Genomic DNA, 19,433 nt, shown 5'->3' on the forward strand with positions numbered 1-19,433 from the left:
TTCCAATCGGGATGATTGTTAGGAAATAAAAGAGATTTTATCCCTTTTCTGCTGCCTCATTCGCCATAAAGTAAAGCTGGATGATGCGTATCTGATCGTAGCCGATTTTCTTATTCATTCGGTCATAAACTACCTTTAACATGTGCGAGCCTTTTTCATCGAATATTTTTATGATCTCATCCTGTTGGCGTAGTGAAAGCGAAGTAGCTTCGCTGATTCCATCCAGTCGCAGGTCGTTACCTTCTTTCAGATAATCTTTCAGGTGATTCAAGATGGTCACTTCCTTCACCCCGTGTTCCTCTGCCAAGTGAGCAATTGATTGTCCGTTATTGAAAGCTTTCCCAATACGTTGGTGCAGCTCTTCATTTTCAAGCTCCTCTGCTTTTTCTTGGAGCGTTTCTTCTTTCGATTCTATTCCATGTTCGGCCGTGTATTTCTTAATTACCCCGATAAAAGCCGACCCATATTTTTTGGCTTTCACATCGCCCACTCCATAAAGTGGCAGCAGATGTTCTTTATCTTTGGGATAATAGTAGGCCATCTCCATCAATGTGGTATCGGGGAAAATGGTGTAAGGGGGGATGCCTTTATCGTCTGCCAAACTTTTCCGTTCTTTGCGCAGAATTTCGAAGAGTTCTTCATCATATCGGGCCTCCACTTCATTGGCAACGCGGGACGCTTCTTCGGTAGACATCGCCGTTGCGGTTCGATCAAGTGTGCCAAATACGTTTTCATCTCCGCTTATAACAGACCGCCCCTTATCTTTAAGGATCAGCTCTTTATGTTCGCCTTTTGCCAGGTAATCCTGACGAATCAGCATTCGCGACAATTGATCCCATTGATCTTTAGACCATTCTTTGCCCAATCCATAGGAGTCGAGTTTATCATGTTCCAGCTCAAGCACTTTCTGAGCTTTTGAACCTCGAAGTACGTTGATAACCTGTGTTTTTCCGAAACCCTCTTCCAACTCAAAGATACATTTCAGCATTTTCTGAGCTTGCAAAGTAAAGTCTTCCACATCCTCATCTTTGGACAAGCAATTATCGCACATTCCGCATTCTTCTTTGGGATATTCTTCCCCAAAATATTTCATTAATGGAATACGCCGGCACTTCTTCGTTTCAATAAACTTAACAAGATCATCAAGGTGCTTTTCGGCAATTTCTTTTTCCTGCCCTTCTTTTTTATTGATGAAGTATTTAATCTTATGCCTGTCGTTGTAGCTGAAAAGCATCACACAATCTGAACGCAAGCCATCACGTCCGGCCCGGCCAATTTGCTGATAATATTGCTCGATATTTTGCGGCATATCATAGTGCATTACAAAGCGCACATTGGGCTTATTGATCCCCATTCCGAAAGCGATGGTAGCCACAATAATCTGTACATCATCCCTAATAAACTGCCGCTGATTAATGGCTCGATTCCGATCCGATAATCCTGCATGGTATGGTTTTACCGAATAGCCTTCATCATCCAATGCCTGGTAGAGTTCATCTACCTGCCGTCGCGAAATGCAGTAAATAATACCCGACTGATTTTTTCGGGTGTACAAGAAATCCAACACCTGATTGGTGGCATCATCTTTATCTGCAATTTTCAAAAATAGGTTTGGTCGATCAAAACTTGCAATGAATTCCTCGGACTCCCCAAATTCCAGCGTATTCATAATATCTTTCCGGACCCGAGGTGTAGCAGTTGCCGTCAACCCCATACAAGTCGCATTCGGGAATAACTCTTTCCGAACCTTAGCTAATTCTCGGTAATCAGGACGGAAATCGTGTCCCCACTCTGAAATGCAATGTGCTTCATCAACTGCAAACAAGTCTACTTCAATATTTTTTAGCAGTTCCTTGGTTTTATCCATCAACAGCGTTTCCGGGGCGATATATAATAACCTGGCTTTTCCCTGTAATACCTGGCGGCGATTGTAACCATAGGCTTCAGGCGAAAGCGAACTGTTCAAGTGTACAGCATTGATATCGTATTCCCGAAGCTGCTCCACCTGATCTTTCATAAGTGAAATCAGCGGCGAGACCACTATAGTCAGGCCATCAAATAACAGTGCCGGAATTTGATAGCAAAGTGATTTTCCCCCGCCGGTGGGCATTATTACAAGTGCATCTTTTCTCTCGAGTACCTGGCTTATAACATCTTCTTGAAGGGGGCGAAAGGTATCATAGCCAAATGTTTCTTTTAGGGTTGTCTTAGCTTCTTTAATCACAGATTAGTGGATTTTAGGATTTCACAGATACTTATAGATTTGGACATCTGAGAAACCATTTAATTCTTATAATTTTTTAATTGTGCTATACGCTTAAAGGTAAGGCTGTTTTCGCCAAAATTTAAAAGTAATGCTACTTCCAGCTTATATGCTTTTAAATAGTTTAAAACCTGAGAGATATGTTGATTGTTTATCTCGCCTACCGCTTTTAATTCGACCAATATTTTTTCCTCTACGAGTAGATCTACCCTCCTGCTTCCGACTTTAGCATTCCGATAAAAAAGAGGCATAGATATTTCACTTTCAAAGTTTAACCCCTGAATTGTTAATTCATGGATCATTGAACGGTGGTAAACAATTTCACGAAATCCATTTCCCAATTCGGAATGTACATTCATTGCACCTCCAATTATTTTTCCAGTTAATTGCTTGTATTTGAAGTCTGGTGTTTTTGCTTGATTCATCCTCTAACATTTTATTCTCATTCAATAGTTAGAGCAATTTCAAACCAATTCCTTACACTTTGATCACAGATTTGTGGGAGGGAGGGATTATAGCATTAGACATTAAGTGATATCGAATTAATCTGTTGAAACAAAAATCCAGGCCTTAATTAGCACGTAAATAAATCTGTGAAATCCCACCATCCCACAAATCTGTGATCCCTATTTTGACAAGTACAAGCTCTTAAACTCATACGGCTTTTTAAAGTGCTCATCGTTAAAATCCTTAGCAAAGTAGATACTTTCGCCCGTTGACTTCATCTCCGGACCCAGCTCTTTTTTCACTTCCGGGAATTTATCGAACGGGAATACAGGCTCTTTGATAGCCCAATTTACAAGCTTTGATTCTAAATCAAATTCCTTCAATTTAGCACCCAACATCACCTTCACGCCAATGGCTGCTTCCGGTCTTTGTGTTGCTTTGGCCAGGAAAGGAATAGTTCGGGTAGTACGGGGATTAGCTTCCAGCACATACACCGTTTCATCTTTTACCGCATACTGCACATTCAAGAACCCAAGAATCTCCATGTTTTCAGCAATTTTCAGCTGATGATCTTCGATGGTTTTTATGACTTCATCACTCAGTGAATAGGGAGGGAGCACCGCCGTAGAATCTCCGGAGTGAACACCGGCCGGTTCGATATGCTGCATGATGCCTGCAATGTGCAGCTGATCTCCATCATACACCGAATCCACATCTACCTCAATGGCCTGCTCCAAGTATTTATCGATTAAGAAAGCATTTTCGGGATGGGTTTTCAGGATGTTGGCTACATATTTTCGCAACTCTTCTTCCTTTACGGCAATCCGCATTCCCTGTCCGCCAAGCACATAACTTGGCCTGATCAGTACCGGATATCCAATTCGGTTTGCGATCTTAACGGCTTCTTCAACTTCATGTGCTGTTCCATATTCTGGAAACGGAATGTCCAATCTCTTAAGGAACTTTGAGAATTCTCCACGGTCTTCCGCAAAGTCGATCATTCCAAAATCAGTGCCAAAAATCTTGATGCCTTCTTCCACAAATCGTTTTCCAAGCTTCAGGGCTGTTTGTCCGCCAACTTGCAGAATTACACCTACCGGTTTTTCGTGGTCAATGATATCCAGTACCCTTTCCCAATATACCGGCTCAAAATAGAGCTTATCGGCAAAGTCGAAGTCGGTGGAAACGGTCTCGGGATTACAATTCACCATGATGGCTTCATAACCCATCTCTTTGGTGGCCAGTACCGCATGTGTACAAGAGTAATCAAATTCGATACCCTGCCCAATTCGGTTTGGCCCACTTCCAAGGATCAATACTTTTTCCTTGTCCGTTACTTCACTTTCATTTTCTCCTTCATAAGCGGAGTAGTAGTAGGGCGTTTGCGCCGGGAACTCAGCCGCACAGGTATCTACCATTTTGAATGATGGTGTAATGCCGAGTTCTTTTCGGCGGTCTCGAACTTTTTTATCATCCACTTTTTCACCGCTTTTACTGAGGAGATAGGCTATCTGTGAGTCGGAAAAACCCGCCTGTTTCAGCTCAAAGAAATCGTCTTTGGAAATTTCTTTCAACGTTTGTCCTTCAGTACGATTTTCCAACGAAACCATATATCGAATCTGCTGCAAGAACCACGGATCCACTTTGGTGATATCCGCTATTTCCTCAACCGAAGCGCCCATCTTAAAGGCATTTCGGATCTGCATGGAACGATCCCAGTAAGGTTTCAACAAGCGCTCTCGGACGGTTTTTCGGTCGAATTCTTCGTAGCCGTCGGCACCCAGTCCATCGCGACCTACTTCCAATGACTGCCATGCCTTGTTCAGCGCTTCCGGAAAGTTTCGGCCGATGGACATCACCTCACCCACCGCTTTCATTTGGGTTGAAAGTTCTTCATCTACACCAGGAAATTTATCGAAGTTGAAGCGTGGAATTTTACAAACTACATAGTCAATGCTTGGCTCAAAACAAGCTGAGGTTGTTCCGGTAATCTGATTTTTGAGTTCATCTAATGTGTAGCCGACTGCCAGTTTAGTCGCTACTTTCGCGATCGGATATCCTGTAGCTTTGGATGCAAGCGCTGACGAACGGCTTACCCGCGGGTTGATCTCGATCGCCACCAACCGGTCACTTCCCGGCTCCATGGCAAACTGCACGTTACAACCGCCTGCAAAAGTCCCGATACTGCGCATCATTTTGATAGCCGAGTCGCGCATGTGCTGTAGTTGTTTGTCGCTCAGCGTTTGTGTTGGGGCCACGGTTACAGAATCACCTGTATGAACGCCCATCGGGTCCATGTTCTCAATGGAGCAGATGATGATCACATTGTCGTTAGCATCTCGCAAGAGCTCCAGTTCATATTCCTTCCATCCAAAAATGGATTCCTCGATAAGTACCTGATGTACCGGACTCATTTCCAGTCCGCGCAGCACTTTTCGCTCAAATTCATCTTCATTCCAAACAATGCCGCCTCCGGCGCCACCCATCGTGAAGGAAGGCCGAATTACGATTGGCAAACCCCCCAATTCCTCTTTGATCTCTTTGGCATCTAAAAGCGATTGAGCCGTTCTGCTTTTACACTGCTCAATCCCTATTTCTTCCATTTTATCACGAAACAGCTGCCGATCCTCGGTTAGCTCCACTGCATCAATATCCACCCCAATAATCTTGACGTTATTTTCTTTCCAATAATTCTCTTTTTCAAGATCCCGACAAAGGTTCAACCCGGTTTGGCCACCCATAGTAGGTAGTACAGCATCTGGTTTTTCTTTGGCTACAATTTCTTTGATGGAATCGGTGGTCATCGGCAACATATACACTGCATCGGCCATAATGGGATCCGTCATAATGGTAGCCGGATTCGAGTTGATGAGTACAATCTCATAACCTTCTTCCTGAAGAGAGCGGCAGGCCTGTGAACCGGAATAGTCAAATTCGCAAGCCTGACCAATTACAATGGGTCCTGAACCAATGATCAAAATTTTATGGATGTCGTCGCGTCTGGGCATGGTTTTTTTGAGTGGTTATTTGTTAGTGGTGTATTAGTTAATTGGTTTTTGTCTCACACCTCGCGCAAGCGTCTCGCTTGTGCAAATAGTGTTGGTCCAAGCGAGACGCTTGTACCAGATTATGTGTTTTTAATTCACTTCCGCATCATGTCAATAAACTGATCAAAAAGGTACGCCGAATCATGTGGACCAGGAGAAGCTTCGGGATGATACTGTACCGAGAATCCCGGGAAGTTTTTGAACTTCAGCCCTTCAATGGTGTTGTCATTCAGGTTAATGTGGGTAACCTCGGCGATCTTGTCATCCAGAGAATCCTCATCTACTGCAAATCCATGGTTTTGGGTTGATATTTCCACCAATCCTGTGGATAGATTTTTTACTGGTTGATTGGCTCCGCGGTGACCAACAAACATCTTGGTGGTTTTAAGTCCCTCACTAAGAGCCATCAACTGGTGACCGAGACAAATACCAAACAGGGGCTTACCTGTTGACTTAGCATAATTTACGGCTTCAAGTGCATATTCAGCCGTCGCTGTTGGGTCACCGGGACCATTGCTAAAAAAGTATCCATCTGCTTCCCACTCTTTGATCTCTTCAACTGAAGTTTTTGCGGGGAAGATCCTCAGTGTACAACCGCGCTTGTTTAAATTATTGATGATGTTCTGCTTAATGCCGTAATCAAAAGCGGCTACTCGAAATTCATCTTCGCCGTTTACAGTCTGGGCTTCCGAGCGGGTAACTTTGGTGGCCAGTTCCAGGCCTTCCATATCGTCCCAATCTTTGGCCATTTGAACCAGTTTGTCTTCATCCATCTCCGTACTTGAAATCACAGCATTCATTACCCCTTTTTCACGAACATGGCGAACGAGCTTCCGTGTATCAACTCCGGAAATACCGGTAATTTCGTTGTCTTCGAGATATTCCTGTAGGCTGCGGTCGGCCATGGTATTACTGTATTCATGAGAGAAGGCTCGACAAATAATACCGGCTACCATTACTTTTCTTGCTTCATCATCGCGGGGCTGCGTGCCATAATTCCCAATATGCGGATAGGTCATCATCATCAACTGACCGTAGTAACTGGGGTCGGTAAATATTTCCTGGTAACCGGTCATGCTGGTGTTAAAGCAAAGCTCACCGCCAGTGATACCGTCATGGCCGATAGCTTCTCCATGAACCACGGTTCCGTCGCTGAGTGCAAGCATGGCTTTTTTTCTTTCTTTTATTGACATGGTTTAGGTGTAGTTCTGGTTTATGAAGTTGAATTTGTTTGGTGGGTTGCCACAAGCGGAATGCTTGAAATAGGTTGAGAGCTAAATTGGTTACGACGCAGAGCGTCATAACCAGTCATGTAAGAAAAACGGGATAGAATATTCAGCACCTCGCTCCGCACGCTCTGTGTCGGAGCGAATAAATTAATAGGCAGAGCATAGTAATTAGATAGAAACGAAATTTTTAGCTCAAAAAAAATCCGACTACGGAAACCGTGTCGGATTTTTAAAACGATATTGACAAATATTAATGCCATCAATTGCGCGACCTCCATTTCTGGGTGTGCGCCGGCATTGCTTCAAAGCTATGGATTGCTAAATCTATAATTTGGGTATGAGCTTTTTTGAAGTTTGCCTAAGATAAGGAGTGAAGATATTGGATTCAATTTTTGATTTTAAAATTTGTGGGCACTCCTAAATTTTCATTTTTAGCATTGGGGTTTGAATCGCTGATTAATCGGATTGAAGGATGTACGCTAATTTTCTTTGTCATCAGTGAAATCCCGTAATCCGCTTAATCAGCGATTCAACCCTTTTTATTATATTAATTCACAATTTTTATTAATCGGGGAATCAAATGAAATCAAATCTAAAATATCAGGATATAACTGAGAAAATTATTGGAGCATCTTTTGAAGTTCACAAATTTCTGGGAAATGGATTTCAGGAAGTCATTTATCAGAGAGCTTTAGCTTATGAATTTGAAAAAGCTGAGCTAACATTTGAAAGAGAAATAGATCAGCAAATTTATTATCGGGATCTTGAGTATCCAATAGGTACGAGAAGGGCTGACTTTGTAGTAGACCAAAAAGTCTTAGTAGAAATAAAAGCCGTTACTGAGTTGAAGAATGTACATATGGCACAGGCTTTGAATTACCTGAAAGCCTATAAGTTGGAAGTAGGATTACTTATAAACTTCGGTTCAAAAAGTTTGGAGTTTAAACGGTTAGTTCTTTCTAAGAAGTAGAATCGCGGATTTATCGGATTTATGGATGAACGCGGATTTTTAGGTAATCCGTGAAATCCCGTAATCCGCCTAATCCGCGATTCAAAACCTGTTATTCAAACTTCCTTGGTGTTTCCCTTACTAAAGAGCCCGTCAATGTTGCCAAGCCGCTTACCAATCCTCCAATTACTCCGGTTATTAACACTACTAATAATGGAGAGCCAATAGATAACATCTCAGCAATGCGAGTCGAAAGAATAGCCTCGTTGGCTATGTGAATGTAGAGTGACTGCCCGCCCCAAAGCAGGAAAAGGGCTAAAAATCCCCAAGCAAAAGAAGGAAGTGCTTGTTCATTGAAATAATAACCTAATATCAATCCGGGAATAGCAATACTCCACCACGGCAAAAACAGGTTCAGCAAAAAAGCAGTAATAAGTATCAGTGCAGAAAGAAGCATTTTGGTTTATTAAGGCATTTAAAATTAAAATGAGTTCTATATGAAAAAACTTTTATTGTCACTCTGAGCGCCTATTAAGTATTTTTTAGCTTTTAGTTGAACGCGATCCCGAGCTCGGGACAAATTAAGTATTACCTCTTATCCATTATAGACTTGAGATCCTTCGCGTTCAACAGAGGATCCCTTTCTTACTAATTTAAGCGCTCAGGATGACATTTTTTAGAAACGACTTTCAATAATGTTAAACAAATATTTCTACCAATCTTCATCAATCGGTGGAACGCCTTCGAAGTGTATGACATATTCGCCATAAATGGGATCATAATAATGGCCATTTTCCTCATAATCCGGATTCCAGTCTTTGGTTCCTTTTTCGTCCATCAGGTATAGAAATGGCGATAACTGCAAACGCTCTACGTGCCAGCGACCTTCTTCGCCCGGTAAAATTTCTTCGCCCTGACCATATACCATCAACCCACCTTCGGCATATACTTCGTGCTGGGGACTGATGTCTTTATACTCGTGACTTACATTGATAGCTTTATGCCCAATTTCGTGTGCTATGGTTCTTCTGAACCGATCCGGCCGATCCAGGTTGGTGATTGTGATAACCCCTCGGTGTTCTTTGGGGATGGTGCCGGGATAGGAGTAGGTGGGAAATGAAAGTCCGCCGGTTCGTACTGTTTTCATCATCCAGTTTCTTCCTTCCGAAACCGTTAGAAATGGATAGAAGACATCTTGCAGTGCCACCAGGTAAATGGTTCGGTCATTATTGGGCGCCGGCTCTATGATGCTTTCAAATGCTTCTTTAGTTTCTTCGGTGAGTTTGGCCGGATTTCGATAGCTGTGCTCATATAAATTCGTGTAGCCGGTATTGGGAATGCCCGGCACTTCATTGGCTTGAATGGAAAAGTACTTGGGATCAAGCTCTCCTGTTTTCACCCATAATAGATTTATCTGAACACCGGTGGGCTCATAGATTTCTTTTGCAGCTTCTAAACTCTCCATCATTCGGTTTAAGGTTACCTTCTCAAAAGAATCGTCAAAGTTGGATGGAAAATAGACCCCAACATCCATGGTTAACTTGCCCGGTTCCAAATCACTGTTGAATGCCTCTACATCAATGCTATCCACTTCGGTCCATTCAACCCGATCAACCGTAGCTTCATTATTCGTTTTTGTGTTTTTTTCTAAACAAGCACTAAAAAGTACTAGGACTACTACAGACAGGCGTATCAAATTTTTCATTATTCTTTACTGGTCTCTAATTTCAAAAATTATGGTTAAGGAAGTGTAGTAATAATTCCTGAAAACTGTAACTCATCTCCGACCTTTCCCGGTATTAGTTTTTCTATTTATCATTCGGCAACCAATTTATACCGGACCACATACTCTACTCGATCTTCATCTGTAAATACCGCCCAAACTTTATCATCTTTTGCTTCAAGAAATACTGCGTCCATCGGCAAAGTAACATTTCCGTAAAAAGAACCATCCGGGTTGAATACATCAAATACAGGAGGTTCCCATACCTGAATTCTATCTCCATCCACCGGTTGCGATTTCGTATATCTCCAAACCCATATTCTTCCCTGCGAATCCGTCAATAAATCTTTAAATGGCGGCTTTTCATCCGGAATGGAAGATTCAATAGAATGCCCGGCGGAGCCAAACCCTTTTTTAAAACCTTCCCATTGTTCTTCTTCTTCAGAAGTCACTTCTAAAGGAGTGTATTCTCGCTGAATTAGTACCGGTCCCTCTTCTTTATGCAAAACAATTTCATACCGGTTATTGACCGCTGTAATGACATAACCACTTGAACTAAAATTTTCTAACATGCGTGTATTGAAAGGGTAACCGGCTCCAGCATCCGTAAAAATCACAAAAGATTGAGGAAAATCCCCTTCTTCCTGAGGTACATGTAAAGTATCAACCAGCTCTCCACTTGGCGAAATTTTATACCAGGCTTTCGGAGAGTTTGTATTGTTTTGTGGATTTTCACGATCAAAAAACATGGCCTTTAAATAAAAATTCCCCTCGTGATCTACTTCAAAAGTTTTGTAGGATGAATGTAGTCCTGAACTAGCCAGAAAGCTTTCAATAAAATCCCCATTTGGTTCATATACGTTAATTCGTTGATTGCCAATATCCCAAATAGCCAATCTTCCATCAGGAAAAGTTCCAATACCCTCAATATTATCATACTCTCCCGGGCCCCTGCCTTCTCTGCCTATATATTTTATAAAAGATCCTTCACTATCAAACATTCTAACCACAGGGTCTCCTGCCGGGGAATCATACACAAATATATTCCCATCGGTACCTACTGCAAGATCAGAAATTCCTGCAAATATATATTCAAGTTCTCCATCATAAGTACGAATACGGAGTTCTTCTTGGGCTTTATATGTGTTTTGGCCTTCGGATTGGAGCGGAATCATCCCAACAAGAACGCTTATGAGAAAAGAGCATACTATATACTGTTTTGTACTTACCATGATCAAATGATTAAATATTAAAACCCAATATTTATATAACGTTGAATAACTGATTGTAATAATAATTTTTGAAACCTGCTTAGAAACGTTATCTCTTTGAATTACCCTTCGTTTTTACTTCATTTCAACATGTTTAAATACCTGCTCATACTATTTCTTCTTTTTACGGGATGCTCCGAGAAATCCACTCCACCACAAGATAATACACCTGAAAAATTCATCACGGTATTGGGTATTGCACAAGATGCCGGTTTTCCGCAGGCAGATTGTACCAAGGAACATTGTCAACAATTTTGGAATGGAGAAGTTGAAAAACGACATGTAGTCAGCTTGGGGTTAACAGACAAAACCACCGGACAAAATTGGATGTTTGAAGCCACTCCTGATTTCACAACTCAGCTTCATCAACTTAAAACCACTTCTGCCATCGATGATCTTTCCGGAATATTTTTAACCCACGCTCATATCGGTCACTATACCGGGTTGATGTACCTGGGACATGAAGTGATGGGAGCCTCAGACATTCCCGTCTATGCCATGCCGCGAATGAAATCATATTTGGAAAGCAACGGTCCGTGGAGTCAATTGGTCAACATGAATAACATTGATCTTCAAGAGCAGAAAGCGGACTCAGCCATACAGCTCAGCCCCAATATTTCAGTAACGCCATTTCGTGTCCCACACCGGGACGAATATTCTGAAACCGTAGGCTATCGCATTGATTCCGATAACACCTCCGTACTTTTCATCCCTGATATCAACAAGTGGCATGTTTGGGAAAGAGATATCACCGAAGAAATTGCAAAAGTTGATGTAGCCCTGCTGGACGGTACGTTCTATGATGCCGGTGAACTGCCCGGCCGTGATATGAGCGAGATTCCGCATCCGTACGTGGAAGATAGCATCGAACTTTTTAACGAACTTCCTCCTACAGAAAAGTCAAAAATTGTGTTTATTCATTTTAACCATACGAATCCACTTATTTTAGACAGCCCCGAACGAAGGGAGATTGAGGAACTTGGTTTCAGGGTTGCCTTCGAAGGACAAATAATTCCATTTAATTAAATGCGCGCGTCCTCAGTCTTTGTGTTTTCTTTTTTTCAGTACTTTGACTGCGATATAACTAATCAAAAATATTGACATCAATGAAATTGATACAATTACAATTTCTATATTTCCCAGTGATCCCATAAGTTAAAAGCTCCTTTATATTATTAGTTGAACCAATCACTATTAGTTTCGTTAAAGAACATCCCATCTCTGCCAATTCTCGAGTACAAATAATCATCGGAAATAGAAAAATCTATTACGGCCGATTCTGAAACCTCTAAATTTTTGAGTAGCCTAATTCTTGATTTCACTTCTAAAGAAGGATATTTAATAATCCATATAACATTGTCCATTAAAACCAATAAGTGATCATTATAAAATTCCATTTTTGTAATATATGGTTTTGCTCCTGGTGTTTCTTGTGGGTTTGAAACTTTATAAGGCTGAGGAATTTCATCACTTTTTCCGATAATAATTTCTTTTTTTATTTTACCCATAGAGTCTAGAATGTATATTTTTCTATCCCCTAAAAATGATATTGCAAACCCATCAGGTACAGGAGTTTCACCAAGTATTTCATTCCTTACAGAAGGCTGATAACCATATGGAACTCTTGGTGTAAATGAGTCATAAACTTCATCATTCCTTACATCGTAGATTTTGAACAAATATTCTTTCTGTATCGGACTAAAAGAAGGAATCAATAATTTCCCATTACTATATGAAAAAGAAAAACCAAAGTTGGTTATTCTTTTTGTATCAACATCCCATTCTGATAGAAGTCCTTTTTGATCAATTGTCAGCATTTTGTCACTTGGAGTGGTGAACATCAAGGTATCACCATCTATTGTTTTTGAACTCATAAAGATTGATTCTATTTCATTTGGCCCTCTTCCAGACCTGACAAAGCTGTCAACTTTTACAGTATGATCCTTGGTATTTAATATATATTTGAATAAGACATACCCGTTATTAATTTTGGGAGTCGTAATATATAATCCACTATTATTCGCTTGGATAAAACTGTAGTTCGAATAGGCAAATTCCCCCTCCTCAAATTTCATTTTATTAGCGACAAGAGTAGTCTCACTTATCTCATTTCCTTTTAAATTAGATTCTGAAATATTTGAACGATTGTTTATTTCACATCCAAAAATAAAAATTAAAAAAAGCGAAAAGAATATTTTCATAGTAAAAAAAGGCGCATAAATGGCCTTTATATAAGTTATTCTTGACAATAAGTGCCCGGATTTATCCCATCATAATCCCAATAATTCCAACTGCCGAAATTACCAGCTGTATCTTGACATCTTATTGCTATTGAGTATTTATTATATACCCCAGTATATTGTCTAGTTATAATCTCACAATCTCCTGTTGAACATGAAGAAACATCTACATTTAACAGAATATCTATAGCAGGTCCTGCAATTTGAGCATCAGCATTATTCATGTATGATAACATACTAATTAGTAATGTTAATACTGCTATATATTTGAACTTTTTCATATGTATCCCTATTAAATTATATTTTTAAGTGAAGGTCAAATATATATATATATAAAACTTACAAATCATTCCATTAAATTAATTCATTATGTATCGAATACATCGCATATTTACCACCGCTTTTCTACTTGTCATTTTCAGCTCAACGGCATGGGCTCAAACCTACTATCCCGGAGAATGGGGGAATTGGGAGAAACGATCGGCCGAAGAACTTGGACTGAATGCAGAAAAAATTCAGGAAGCCATTCAATTTGCTCAGGATAATGAATCGGGTAATCCCCGCAGCATGGAAGAAAATCACTATGGTACGTTTGGGAGGGAGCCCTTTGGCGATGGCATCGGGCCTTTTAAAGATCGGGGCGAACAAACCGGTATCATTATCAAGGATGGATACATCGTAGCCGAATGGGGTGAGCCTTTTCGGGTAGATATGACCCACAGCGTGACCAAAAGTTTTTTGACCACCACAGTAGGTGTTGCCTACGATCGTGGCTTGATTCGTGATGTAAATGACAAAGCTGATCAGTATATGGCTCCATTCTATTTTATGGAATGGGATAACAACCAAAACAAAGCCGATGAATTCAAGGAACCCAAAGTGTTTGAGCCTTTTAAAGGAGAGCATAATTCCAAGATCACCTGGAATCATCTGTTACGGCAAACATCCGACTGGGAAGGCACTCTATGGGGAAAACCGGACTGGGCCGACCGACCTTCAGGAGATCGCTCTGAGTGGATGACCCGCGAGCGACATGAGCCTGGAACGGAGTGGGAGTACAACGATGTACGCGTAAATCTATTAGCCTTAGCTGCAATGAGTGTGTTGCAGAAACCGCTGCCTAAAGTACTCCGAGAAGAAGTCATGGATAAAATCGGGGCTTCCCCCACTTGGCGCTGGATGGGCTACGAAAACTCATGGGTGATTATAGACGGACAGCAAATGCAGGCCGTAAGCGGTGGCGGTCACTGGGGTGGAGGTATGTTTATCAGTGCCCGTGATCAAGCACGGTTTGGATTACTGACTTTACGTAATGGAAAATGGAGGGATGAGCAAATTGTCTCCGAAGAATGGAATAAAATGGCCCAAACCCCAACCGAGGCCAATCCCAATTATGGTTTTATGAACTGGTTTCTCAACATCAATAAAGACCGGTTGCCAAGCGCACCTACTACCGCATTCTTTCATCTTGGCGCAGGGACAAATATGGTGTATGTAGATCAGGAAAATGACTTGGTAATTGTGGCCCGCTGGATCAGTGGCAATGCGATGGACGGGGTGGTAAGTCGGGTTTTGGAAGCGATAGAGTGATGAGTGATAAAGTGATTAAGTATTTTTTAGCGTACATGGGAATTGTAATTTTAATCTCTGAATACTAACTGACCCGTAGATTTAATTTGAATTACTTTATCACTCATCACTTCATCACTCAAAATTATGAATAAGACTGCCATTGTAATTGGAGCCACCGGACTTGTGGGATCACAAGTTTTAAACCTGCTATTAAAAGATGAGCGGTATTCACTGGTAAAGGTTTTTCACAGGCGTTCTACCGGCATCAATCATCCCAAGCTGGAAGAGCATATCATCAATTTTGATGAAATTGAGCAGTGGAAAGAGTTGATAACCGGCGATGAATTGTATTCAGCCTTGGGAACTACCATCAAAAAAGCCGGAAGTCAGGAGCGACAATATACCGTCGATTATACCTACCAATATGAAGTGGCAAAAGCAGCTGCAGAAAATGGAGTACCAAAATACTCATTGGTTTCTTCAGCCGGGGCCGATTATCAATCCCGTATATTCTATTCCCGATTGAAAGGCGAACTGGATGATGATGTTAAAGACCTGCCGTTTGATGTGACTACCATTTTGCGTCCTTCCATTTTAGCAGGAGAACGAAATGAAAACAGGTTGGGAGAATCTGTTGGAATGTTCTTCATGAAGTTTTTGACCAACATACCGGGTCTCAAAAAATATCGGCCCATATCCGGAGAGACTGTAGCAAAAGGGATGATCAATTCACTCCATAAATGTCCTGCCGGCTACCACATTTTTGAATTAGATGAGATTTTTCATTTGTGATACCGTTTAGTTAATATCTGATTCAAACTCCAAAACAGATATTAGATATGAAAAAACCGTTACTGCTTTTCCTTATCTCCCTTATCACATTTACAACGTATGCCCAAGATCTAAAACAGATCATCGATCAGCGTGCCGATGAAATCGAAGAACAAGTGATTGAATGGCGCCGGCACTTTCATGAAAACCCGGAGCTATCGAACCGGGAATTTGAAACCGCGGCCTATATTGCCGATTACCTGAACGAACTGGGGCTTGAAGTTGAAACCGAAGTTGCCCACACCGGTGTAGTTGCTATTCTGGAAGGCGGTCAACCGGGACCCATGGTTGGTTTACGCGCCGATATTGATGCCCTTCCCGTCACTGAACGCAATGATTTACCCTTCAAGTCTGTGGCCACCGGAATGTATCAAGGTAAAGAAGTTGGGGTGATGCACGCATGCGGACACGACACCCATATTGCCATACTGATGGGCGTCGCTAAAATACTTACGGAAAATAAAGATGCTTTAAAGGGCAGTGTTAAATTTATCTTTCAGCCTGCTGAAGAGGGAGCTCCCCAAGGAGAAGAAGGCGGAGCCGAACTGATGGTAAAAGAAGGAGTACTTGAGAATCCTGATGTAGATGCCATATTCGGTCTCCATATTTGGGACAGCACTCCTGTTGGAACCATTGGGTATCGGGCAGAAGGAATCATGGCGAGCGTAAATAGCTTCAGTCTTAAAATAAATGGAAAACAAGCGCACGGTTCTGCTCCCTGGGCCGGTATTGATCCCATTGTAACCTCCGCACAGATCATCAATAATGTGCAAACGATTGTAAGCCGAAGCATGCCATTAACCAAGCAAGCTGCTGTAGTCACCTTTGGCAAAATTGAGGGTGGTGTTCGTCACAACATCATCCCTGAGACCGTGGAAATGGAAGGAACCATTAGGGCTTTGGATGAGGACATGCGTCAGCTCATTTTCCAGCGACTCGAAACTATTGTCCAAAATACAGCTGAAAGTAACGGAGCAACGGCCGAACTCACCATCCACAAGGGATATCCAATCACTTATAACGATCCCGAATTGACGGCGATGATGGCTCCAACCCTGGACCGAATAACCGAGGGAAATGCCCATGTCATGGATGCGGTCACCGGAGCAGAAGACTTTTCTTTCTTTCAGGAAAAAATACCGGGATTTTACTTTTTCTTAGGCGGACAATCTCCGGATGTTGAATCCGGCGGTCACCACACTCCCGATTTTTATGTGGATGAAAGTGCTATGAAGCTGGGGGTTCGTACCATGAGTAATTTAGTGGTGGATTACATGAATAACGCCGGAAATTAGATTTTAATGCATTTAGTTCTACTATGAAAAAGCTTTTATATCTCGTTTTACTATTATCGATCAACACTGCGATTTCAGCACAGCAACTCACCGAAACCGAACAACAAATCCTTGACCGTATTGATGCCAATCACGCCGAAGCCCTGCAATTTTTGGAGACCAACGTAAACATCAACAGCGGTACGCTTAACTTTGATGGAGTCCGTAAAGTTGGCGAGCGATACATGGATACATTTCAGGATATTGGCTTTGAAACGAGCTGGATTCCCCAAGATAAAGTCAACCGCGCCGGACATTTCTTTGCCGAACAAGAAGGCTCCTCAGGTAAAAAACTCCTCCTCATCGGCCACCTCGATACCGTTTTTGAACCGGATAGCCCGTTTCAGGAATTTGAGATTCTCAATGATTCCACAGCTACCGGACCCGGCGTAAATGATATGAAGGCCGGAAACGTGATGATCTTATACGCACTTAAAGCATTAAAAGAAGCCGGTGCTATCCCGGATGCACAAATTATCGTAGCCTTTACCGGGGATGAAGAAAAAGCCGGTAGTCCAACTTCTCTCAGCAGAAAAGACTTGGTAGAAGCTGCTAAAAGAAGCGATGTGGCTCTCGGTTTTGAAACCGCCTCCGGATTCAGTTATGCCACGGTAGCCCGCCGTGCATCTTTCGCCTGGAAACTGGAAGTGGAAGGAAGGCAAGCACACTCCTCAGGAATTTTCAGTGATTATACCGGCGCCGGATCTGTTTACGAAGCTTCAAGAATTCTGAATCAATTTTATGAAGAATTAAGGGAAGACAATCTCACCTATAATGTAGGCGTGATCTTAGGAGGAAACGAAGTCGATTATGATGAAGAGCAGATCAAAGGTAGTGTAAGTGGGAAAAAAAATATTGTCCCCAAGAAAACTATCGCTCATGGCGGTATCCGGTTTCTTTCTATGGAACAGGGAGAACGGGCTTTTCAAAAAATGCAGGATATTGTAGATCAAAATCTCCCCCGAACCTCTGCAGAACTTACCATCTATGAGGGCTATCCGCCCATGGAGCCCACCGAAGGAAACATGGGGCTACTGAATGTTTTGGATGACCTCAGTCAGGATCTCGGTTTAGGAGAAGTGGAAGCCTATGATCCGGGTCGCCGAGGAGCCGCAGATATTTCATTTGTGGCTCAATACGTGGACGGACTCGATGGACTCGGCGCCATGGGAAGCGGGGCACACGGACCGAATGAAACCATCAACCTGAAAACTTATAAAGAGCTTACTAAACGAGCAGCACTTTTGATTTATCGACTCACCCAATCTGAATAACTTAGTTTTAAAACCAATTACCCTATGAAAAAAATCACGCTCTTTCTTCTTCCAATACTTTTACTATGGATCTCAGGATGCAATACGCCCGATCCCGGAACCCAACAAGACATCAATGCGGCAGATGAGGTTCTGCAAACTTATGTTGAGGAGCATAACATCCCGGGCATGAGTGTCTCCGTCTACAGAGATGGCGATATCATTTGGTCGAAAGGATACGGATACATGGATGTTGAAAACCAAGTACCCATTGATCCAGCTTCAACTTTATTTCGAATAGGAAGTGTTTCCAAAACCTACACTGCAGCCGGAGCCGGATTGCTCATTCAGGAAGGTGCATTAAATACCCAAGAACCGGTTCAAACCTATGTGCCTGATTTCCCCGAGAAAAAATATGAAATCACTGTTGAGCAGGTGGCCGGACATATTGCCGGAATCCGACATTACCGGGGCGATGAATTTTTGAGTGACAAAAAGTACACTTCCATTTCGGAGGGTCTCGAGATCTTTAAAGATGACACCTTGCTATTTGAGCCGGGCACCGATTACTCCTACTCCAGTTATGGCTGGAACCTCATTAGCGCCGTGATGGAGAGTGCCTCGGGACAAGAGTTTTTACCTTTCATGCAAAATGAGGTTTTCGGAGCACTCAACATGACCAATTCCATGCCCGATCATGCCGATCAGGACATCCCAAACCGGACGCATTTTTATGTGTATAACGACAGTTTAGAAACCAACGAAGAGGCGCCCTATGTAGATAACAGTTATAAGTGGGCCGGCGGGGGATTTCTCTCTACAACTGAAGACATGATCAAGTTTGGGGAAGCGCATTTGTCCGGTGATTTTTTGAATATGCAAACACTGGATCAGCTCATGCAGCCCCTTCAAACTTCCAATGGAGAATCAACGGGATATGGATTCGGATGGAGTACGTTCATTGATTCTGAAGGTACCGAATGGAAAGGTCACAGCGGAGGGTCGGTGGGCGGAAGCACTATGTTTTTCCTCCATCGCGAAAATGGGGTTGTTGTTGCATTTGCCATCAACCGATCCGGTGCTCCGATGGGAGATTTAAGAGACGATCTTGCCAGTATTTTTATTGACTAGGCTGTTACCTCATTTCTTTAGGTGTTATAAATTCATTCACAAAGTGAGTTAACCTCATTCCCAACGTCCCCAGCCTGTGTGAAAAGTCGAAAAAAAATGTAATGCTATTGCTATATATAGCATTAATAATTATTGTTATGTGT

General features: G+C 42.1%; 16 protein-coding genes. 7 read left to right on the forward strand and 9 right to left on the reverse strand.

The window, feature by feature from the left end; translation table 11 throughout:
- Positions 1–37 precede the first annotated feature (37 nt).
- From recQ to carA, 4 genes are all read right to left on the reverse strand, one after another.
- Positions 38–2,224 carry a DNA helicase RecQ gene (gene recQ, locus RI561_RS10580; RefSeq protein WP_395080208.1) on the reverse strand — a complete coding sequence of 729 codons (2,187 nt, stop codon included), beginning with the start codon at positions 2,222–2,224 and terminating at the stop codon, positions 38–40.
- 59 nt (positions 2,225–2,283) lie between these two features.
- Positions 2,284–2,688 carry a GxxExxY protein gene (locus tag RI561_RS10585; protein WP_395080209.1) on the reverse strand — a complete coding sequence of 135 codons (405 nt, stop codon included), beginning with the start codon at positions 2,686–2,688 and terminating at the stop codon, positions 2,284–2,286.
- 201 nt (positions 2,689–2,889) lie between these two features.
- Positions 2,890–5,718, reverse strand: a complete 2,829-nt coding sequence (carB, locus tag RI561_RS10590; protein WP_395080210.1) for a carbamoyl-phosphate synthase large subunit — start codon at positions 5,716–5,718, stop codon at positions 2,890–2,892.
- A gap of 134 nt (positions 5,719–5,852) precedes the next feature.
- A complete protein-coding gene (gene carA / locus RI561_RS10595) occupies positions 5,853–6,950 on the reverse strand; it encodes a glutamine-hydrolyzing carbamoyl-phosphate synthase small subunit (protein ID WP_395080211.1) in 1,098 nt (365 codons plus the stop codon).
- A 616-nt stretch (positions 6,951–7,566) separates the two neighbouring features.
- On the opposite strand from carA, the gene RI561_RS10600 reads away from it, so the two are divergent.
- The gene (locus tag RI561_RS10600; protein ID WP_395080212.1) at positions 7,567–7,956 is read left to right on the forward strand and encodes a GxxExxY protein; all 390 of its coding nucleotides are present in this window, start codon (positions 7,567–7,569) and stop codon (positions 7,954–7,956) included.
- 91 nt (positions 7,957–8,047) lie between these two features.
- Here the strand turns inward: RI561_RS10600 and RI561_RS10605 are convergent, their stop codons facing one another.
- The 3 genes from RI561_RS10605 to RI561_RS10615 form a co-directional block, all read right to left on the reverse strand.
- On the reverse strand, positions 8,048–8,392 hold the full coding sequence (locus tag RI561_RS10605) for a hypothetical protein (protein WP_395080213.1): 345 nt from the start codon (positions 8,390–8,392) through the stop codon (positions 8,048–8,050).
- A 255-nt stretch (positions 8,393–8,647) separates the two neighbouring features.
- Positions 8,648–9,640: a hypothetical protein gene (locus RI561_RS10610; protein ID WP_395080214.1), complete on the reverse strand. Its 993-nt coding sequence runs from the start codon at positions 9,638–9,640 to the stop codon at positions 8,648–8,650.
- 110 nt (positions 9,641–9,750) lie between these two features.
- Complete coding sequence (locus RI561_RS10615; protein ID WP_395080215.1) at positions 9,751–10,890, reverse strand: 6-bladed beta-propeller; 1,140 nt, start codon at positions 10,888–10,890, stop codon at positions 9,751–9,753.
- Positions 10,891–11,019: 129 nt separating this feature from the next.
- Here RI561_RS10615 and RI561_RS10620 point away from each other — a divergent pair, with 129 nt between their 5' ends.
- Positions 11,020–11,955 (forward strand): MBL fold metallo-hydrolase, encoded by a 936-nt coding sequence (locus tag RI561_RS10620; RefSeq protein WP_395080216.1) that lies wholly within the window; start codon positions 11,020–11,022, stop codon positions 11,953–11,955.
- A gap of 149 nt (positions 11,956–12,104) precedes the next feature.
- On the opposite strand, the gene RI561_RS10625 is transcribed toward RI561_RS10620, so the two are convergent.
- Positions 12,105–13,178 carry a hypothetical protein gene (locus tag RI561_RS10625; RefSeq protein WP_395080217.1) on the reverse strand — a complete coding sequence of 358 codons (1,074 nt, stop codon included), beginning with the start codon at positions 13,176–13,178 and terminating at the stop codon, positions 12,105–12,107.
- Positions 13,166–13,450 carry a hypothetical protein gene (locus RI561_RS10630; RefSeq protein ID WP_395080218.1) on the reverse strand — a complete coding sequence of 95 codons (285 nt, stop codon included), beginning with the start codon at positions 13,448–13,450 and terminating at the stop codon, positions 13,166–13,168. The genes RI561_RS10625 and RI561_RS10630 overlap by 13 nt, the downstream gene beginning before the upstream one ends.
- 88 nt (positions 13,451–13,538) lie before the next feature.
- On the opposite strand from RI561_RS10630, the gene RI561_RS10635 reads away from it, so the two are divergent.
- From RI561_RS10635 to RI561_RS10655, 5 genes are all read left to right on the forward strand, one after another.
- Positions 13,539–14,759, forward strand: a complete 1,221-nt coding sequence (locus RI561_RS10635; protein WP_395080219.1) for a serine hydrolase domain-containing protein — start codon at positions 13,539–13,541, stop codon at positions 14,757–14,759.
- Between the two features lie 126 nt (positions 14,760–14,885).
- A complete protein-coding gene (locus RI561_RS10640; RefSeq protein WP_395080220.1) occupies positions 14,886–15,533 on the forward strand; it encodes an NAD(P)H-binding protein in 648 nt (215 codons plus the stop codon).
- Between the two features lie 47 nt (positions 15,534–15,580).
- Positions 15,581–16,867 (forward strand): amidohydrolase, encoded by a 1,287-nt coding sequence (locus tag RI561_RS10645; protein ID WP_395080221.1) that lies wholly within the window; start codon positions 15,581–15,583, stop codon positions 16,865–16,867.
- A 23-nt stretch (positions 16,868–16,890) separates the two neighbouring features.
- On the forward strand, positions 16,891–18,180 hold the full coding sequence (locus tag RI561_RS10650) for a M20/M25/M40 family metallo-hydrolase (protein ID WP_395080222.1): 1,290 nt from the start codon (positions 16,891–16,893) through the stop codon (positions 18,178–18,180).
- A 24-nt stretch (positions 18,181–18,204) separates the two neighbouring features.
- The gene (locus RI561_RS10655; RefSeq protein WP_395080223.1) at positions 18,205–19,290 is read left to right on the forward strand and encodes a serine hydrolase domain-containing protein; all 1,086 of its coding nucleotides are present in this window, start codon (positions 18,205–18,207) and stop codon (positions 19,288–19,290) included.
- Positions 19,291–19,433 lie beyond the last annotated feature (143 nt).

Source organism: Gracilimonas sp. (assembly GCF_031581265.1).
Classification (GTDB): domain Bacteria; phylum Bacteroidota; class Rhodothermia; order Balneolales; family Balneolaceae; genus Gracilimonas.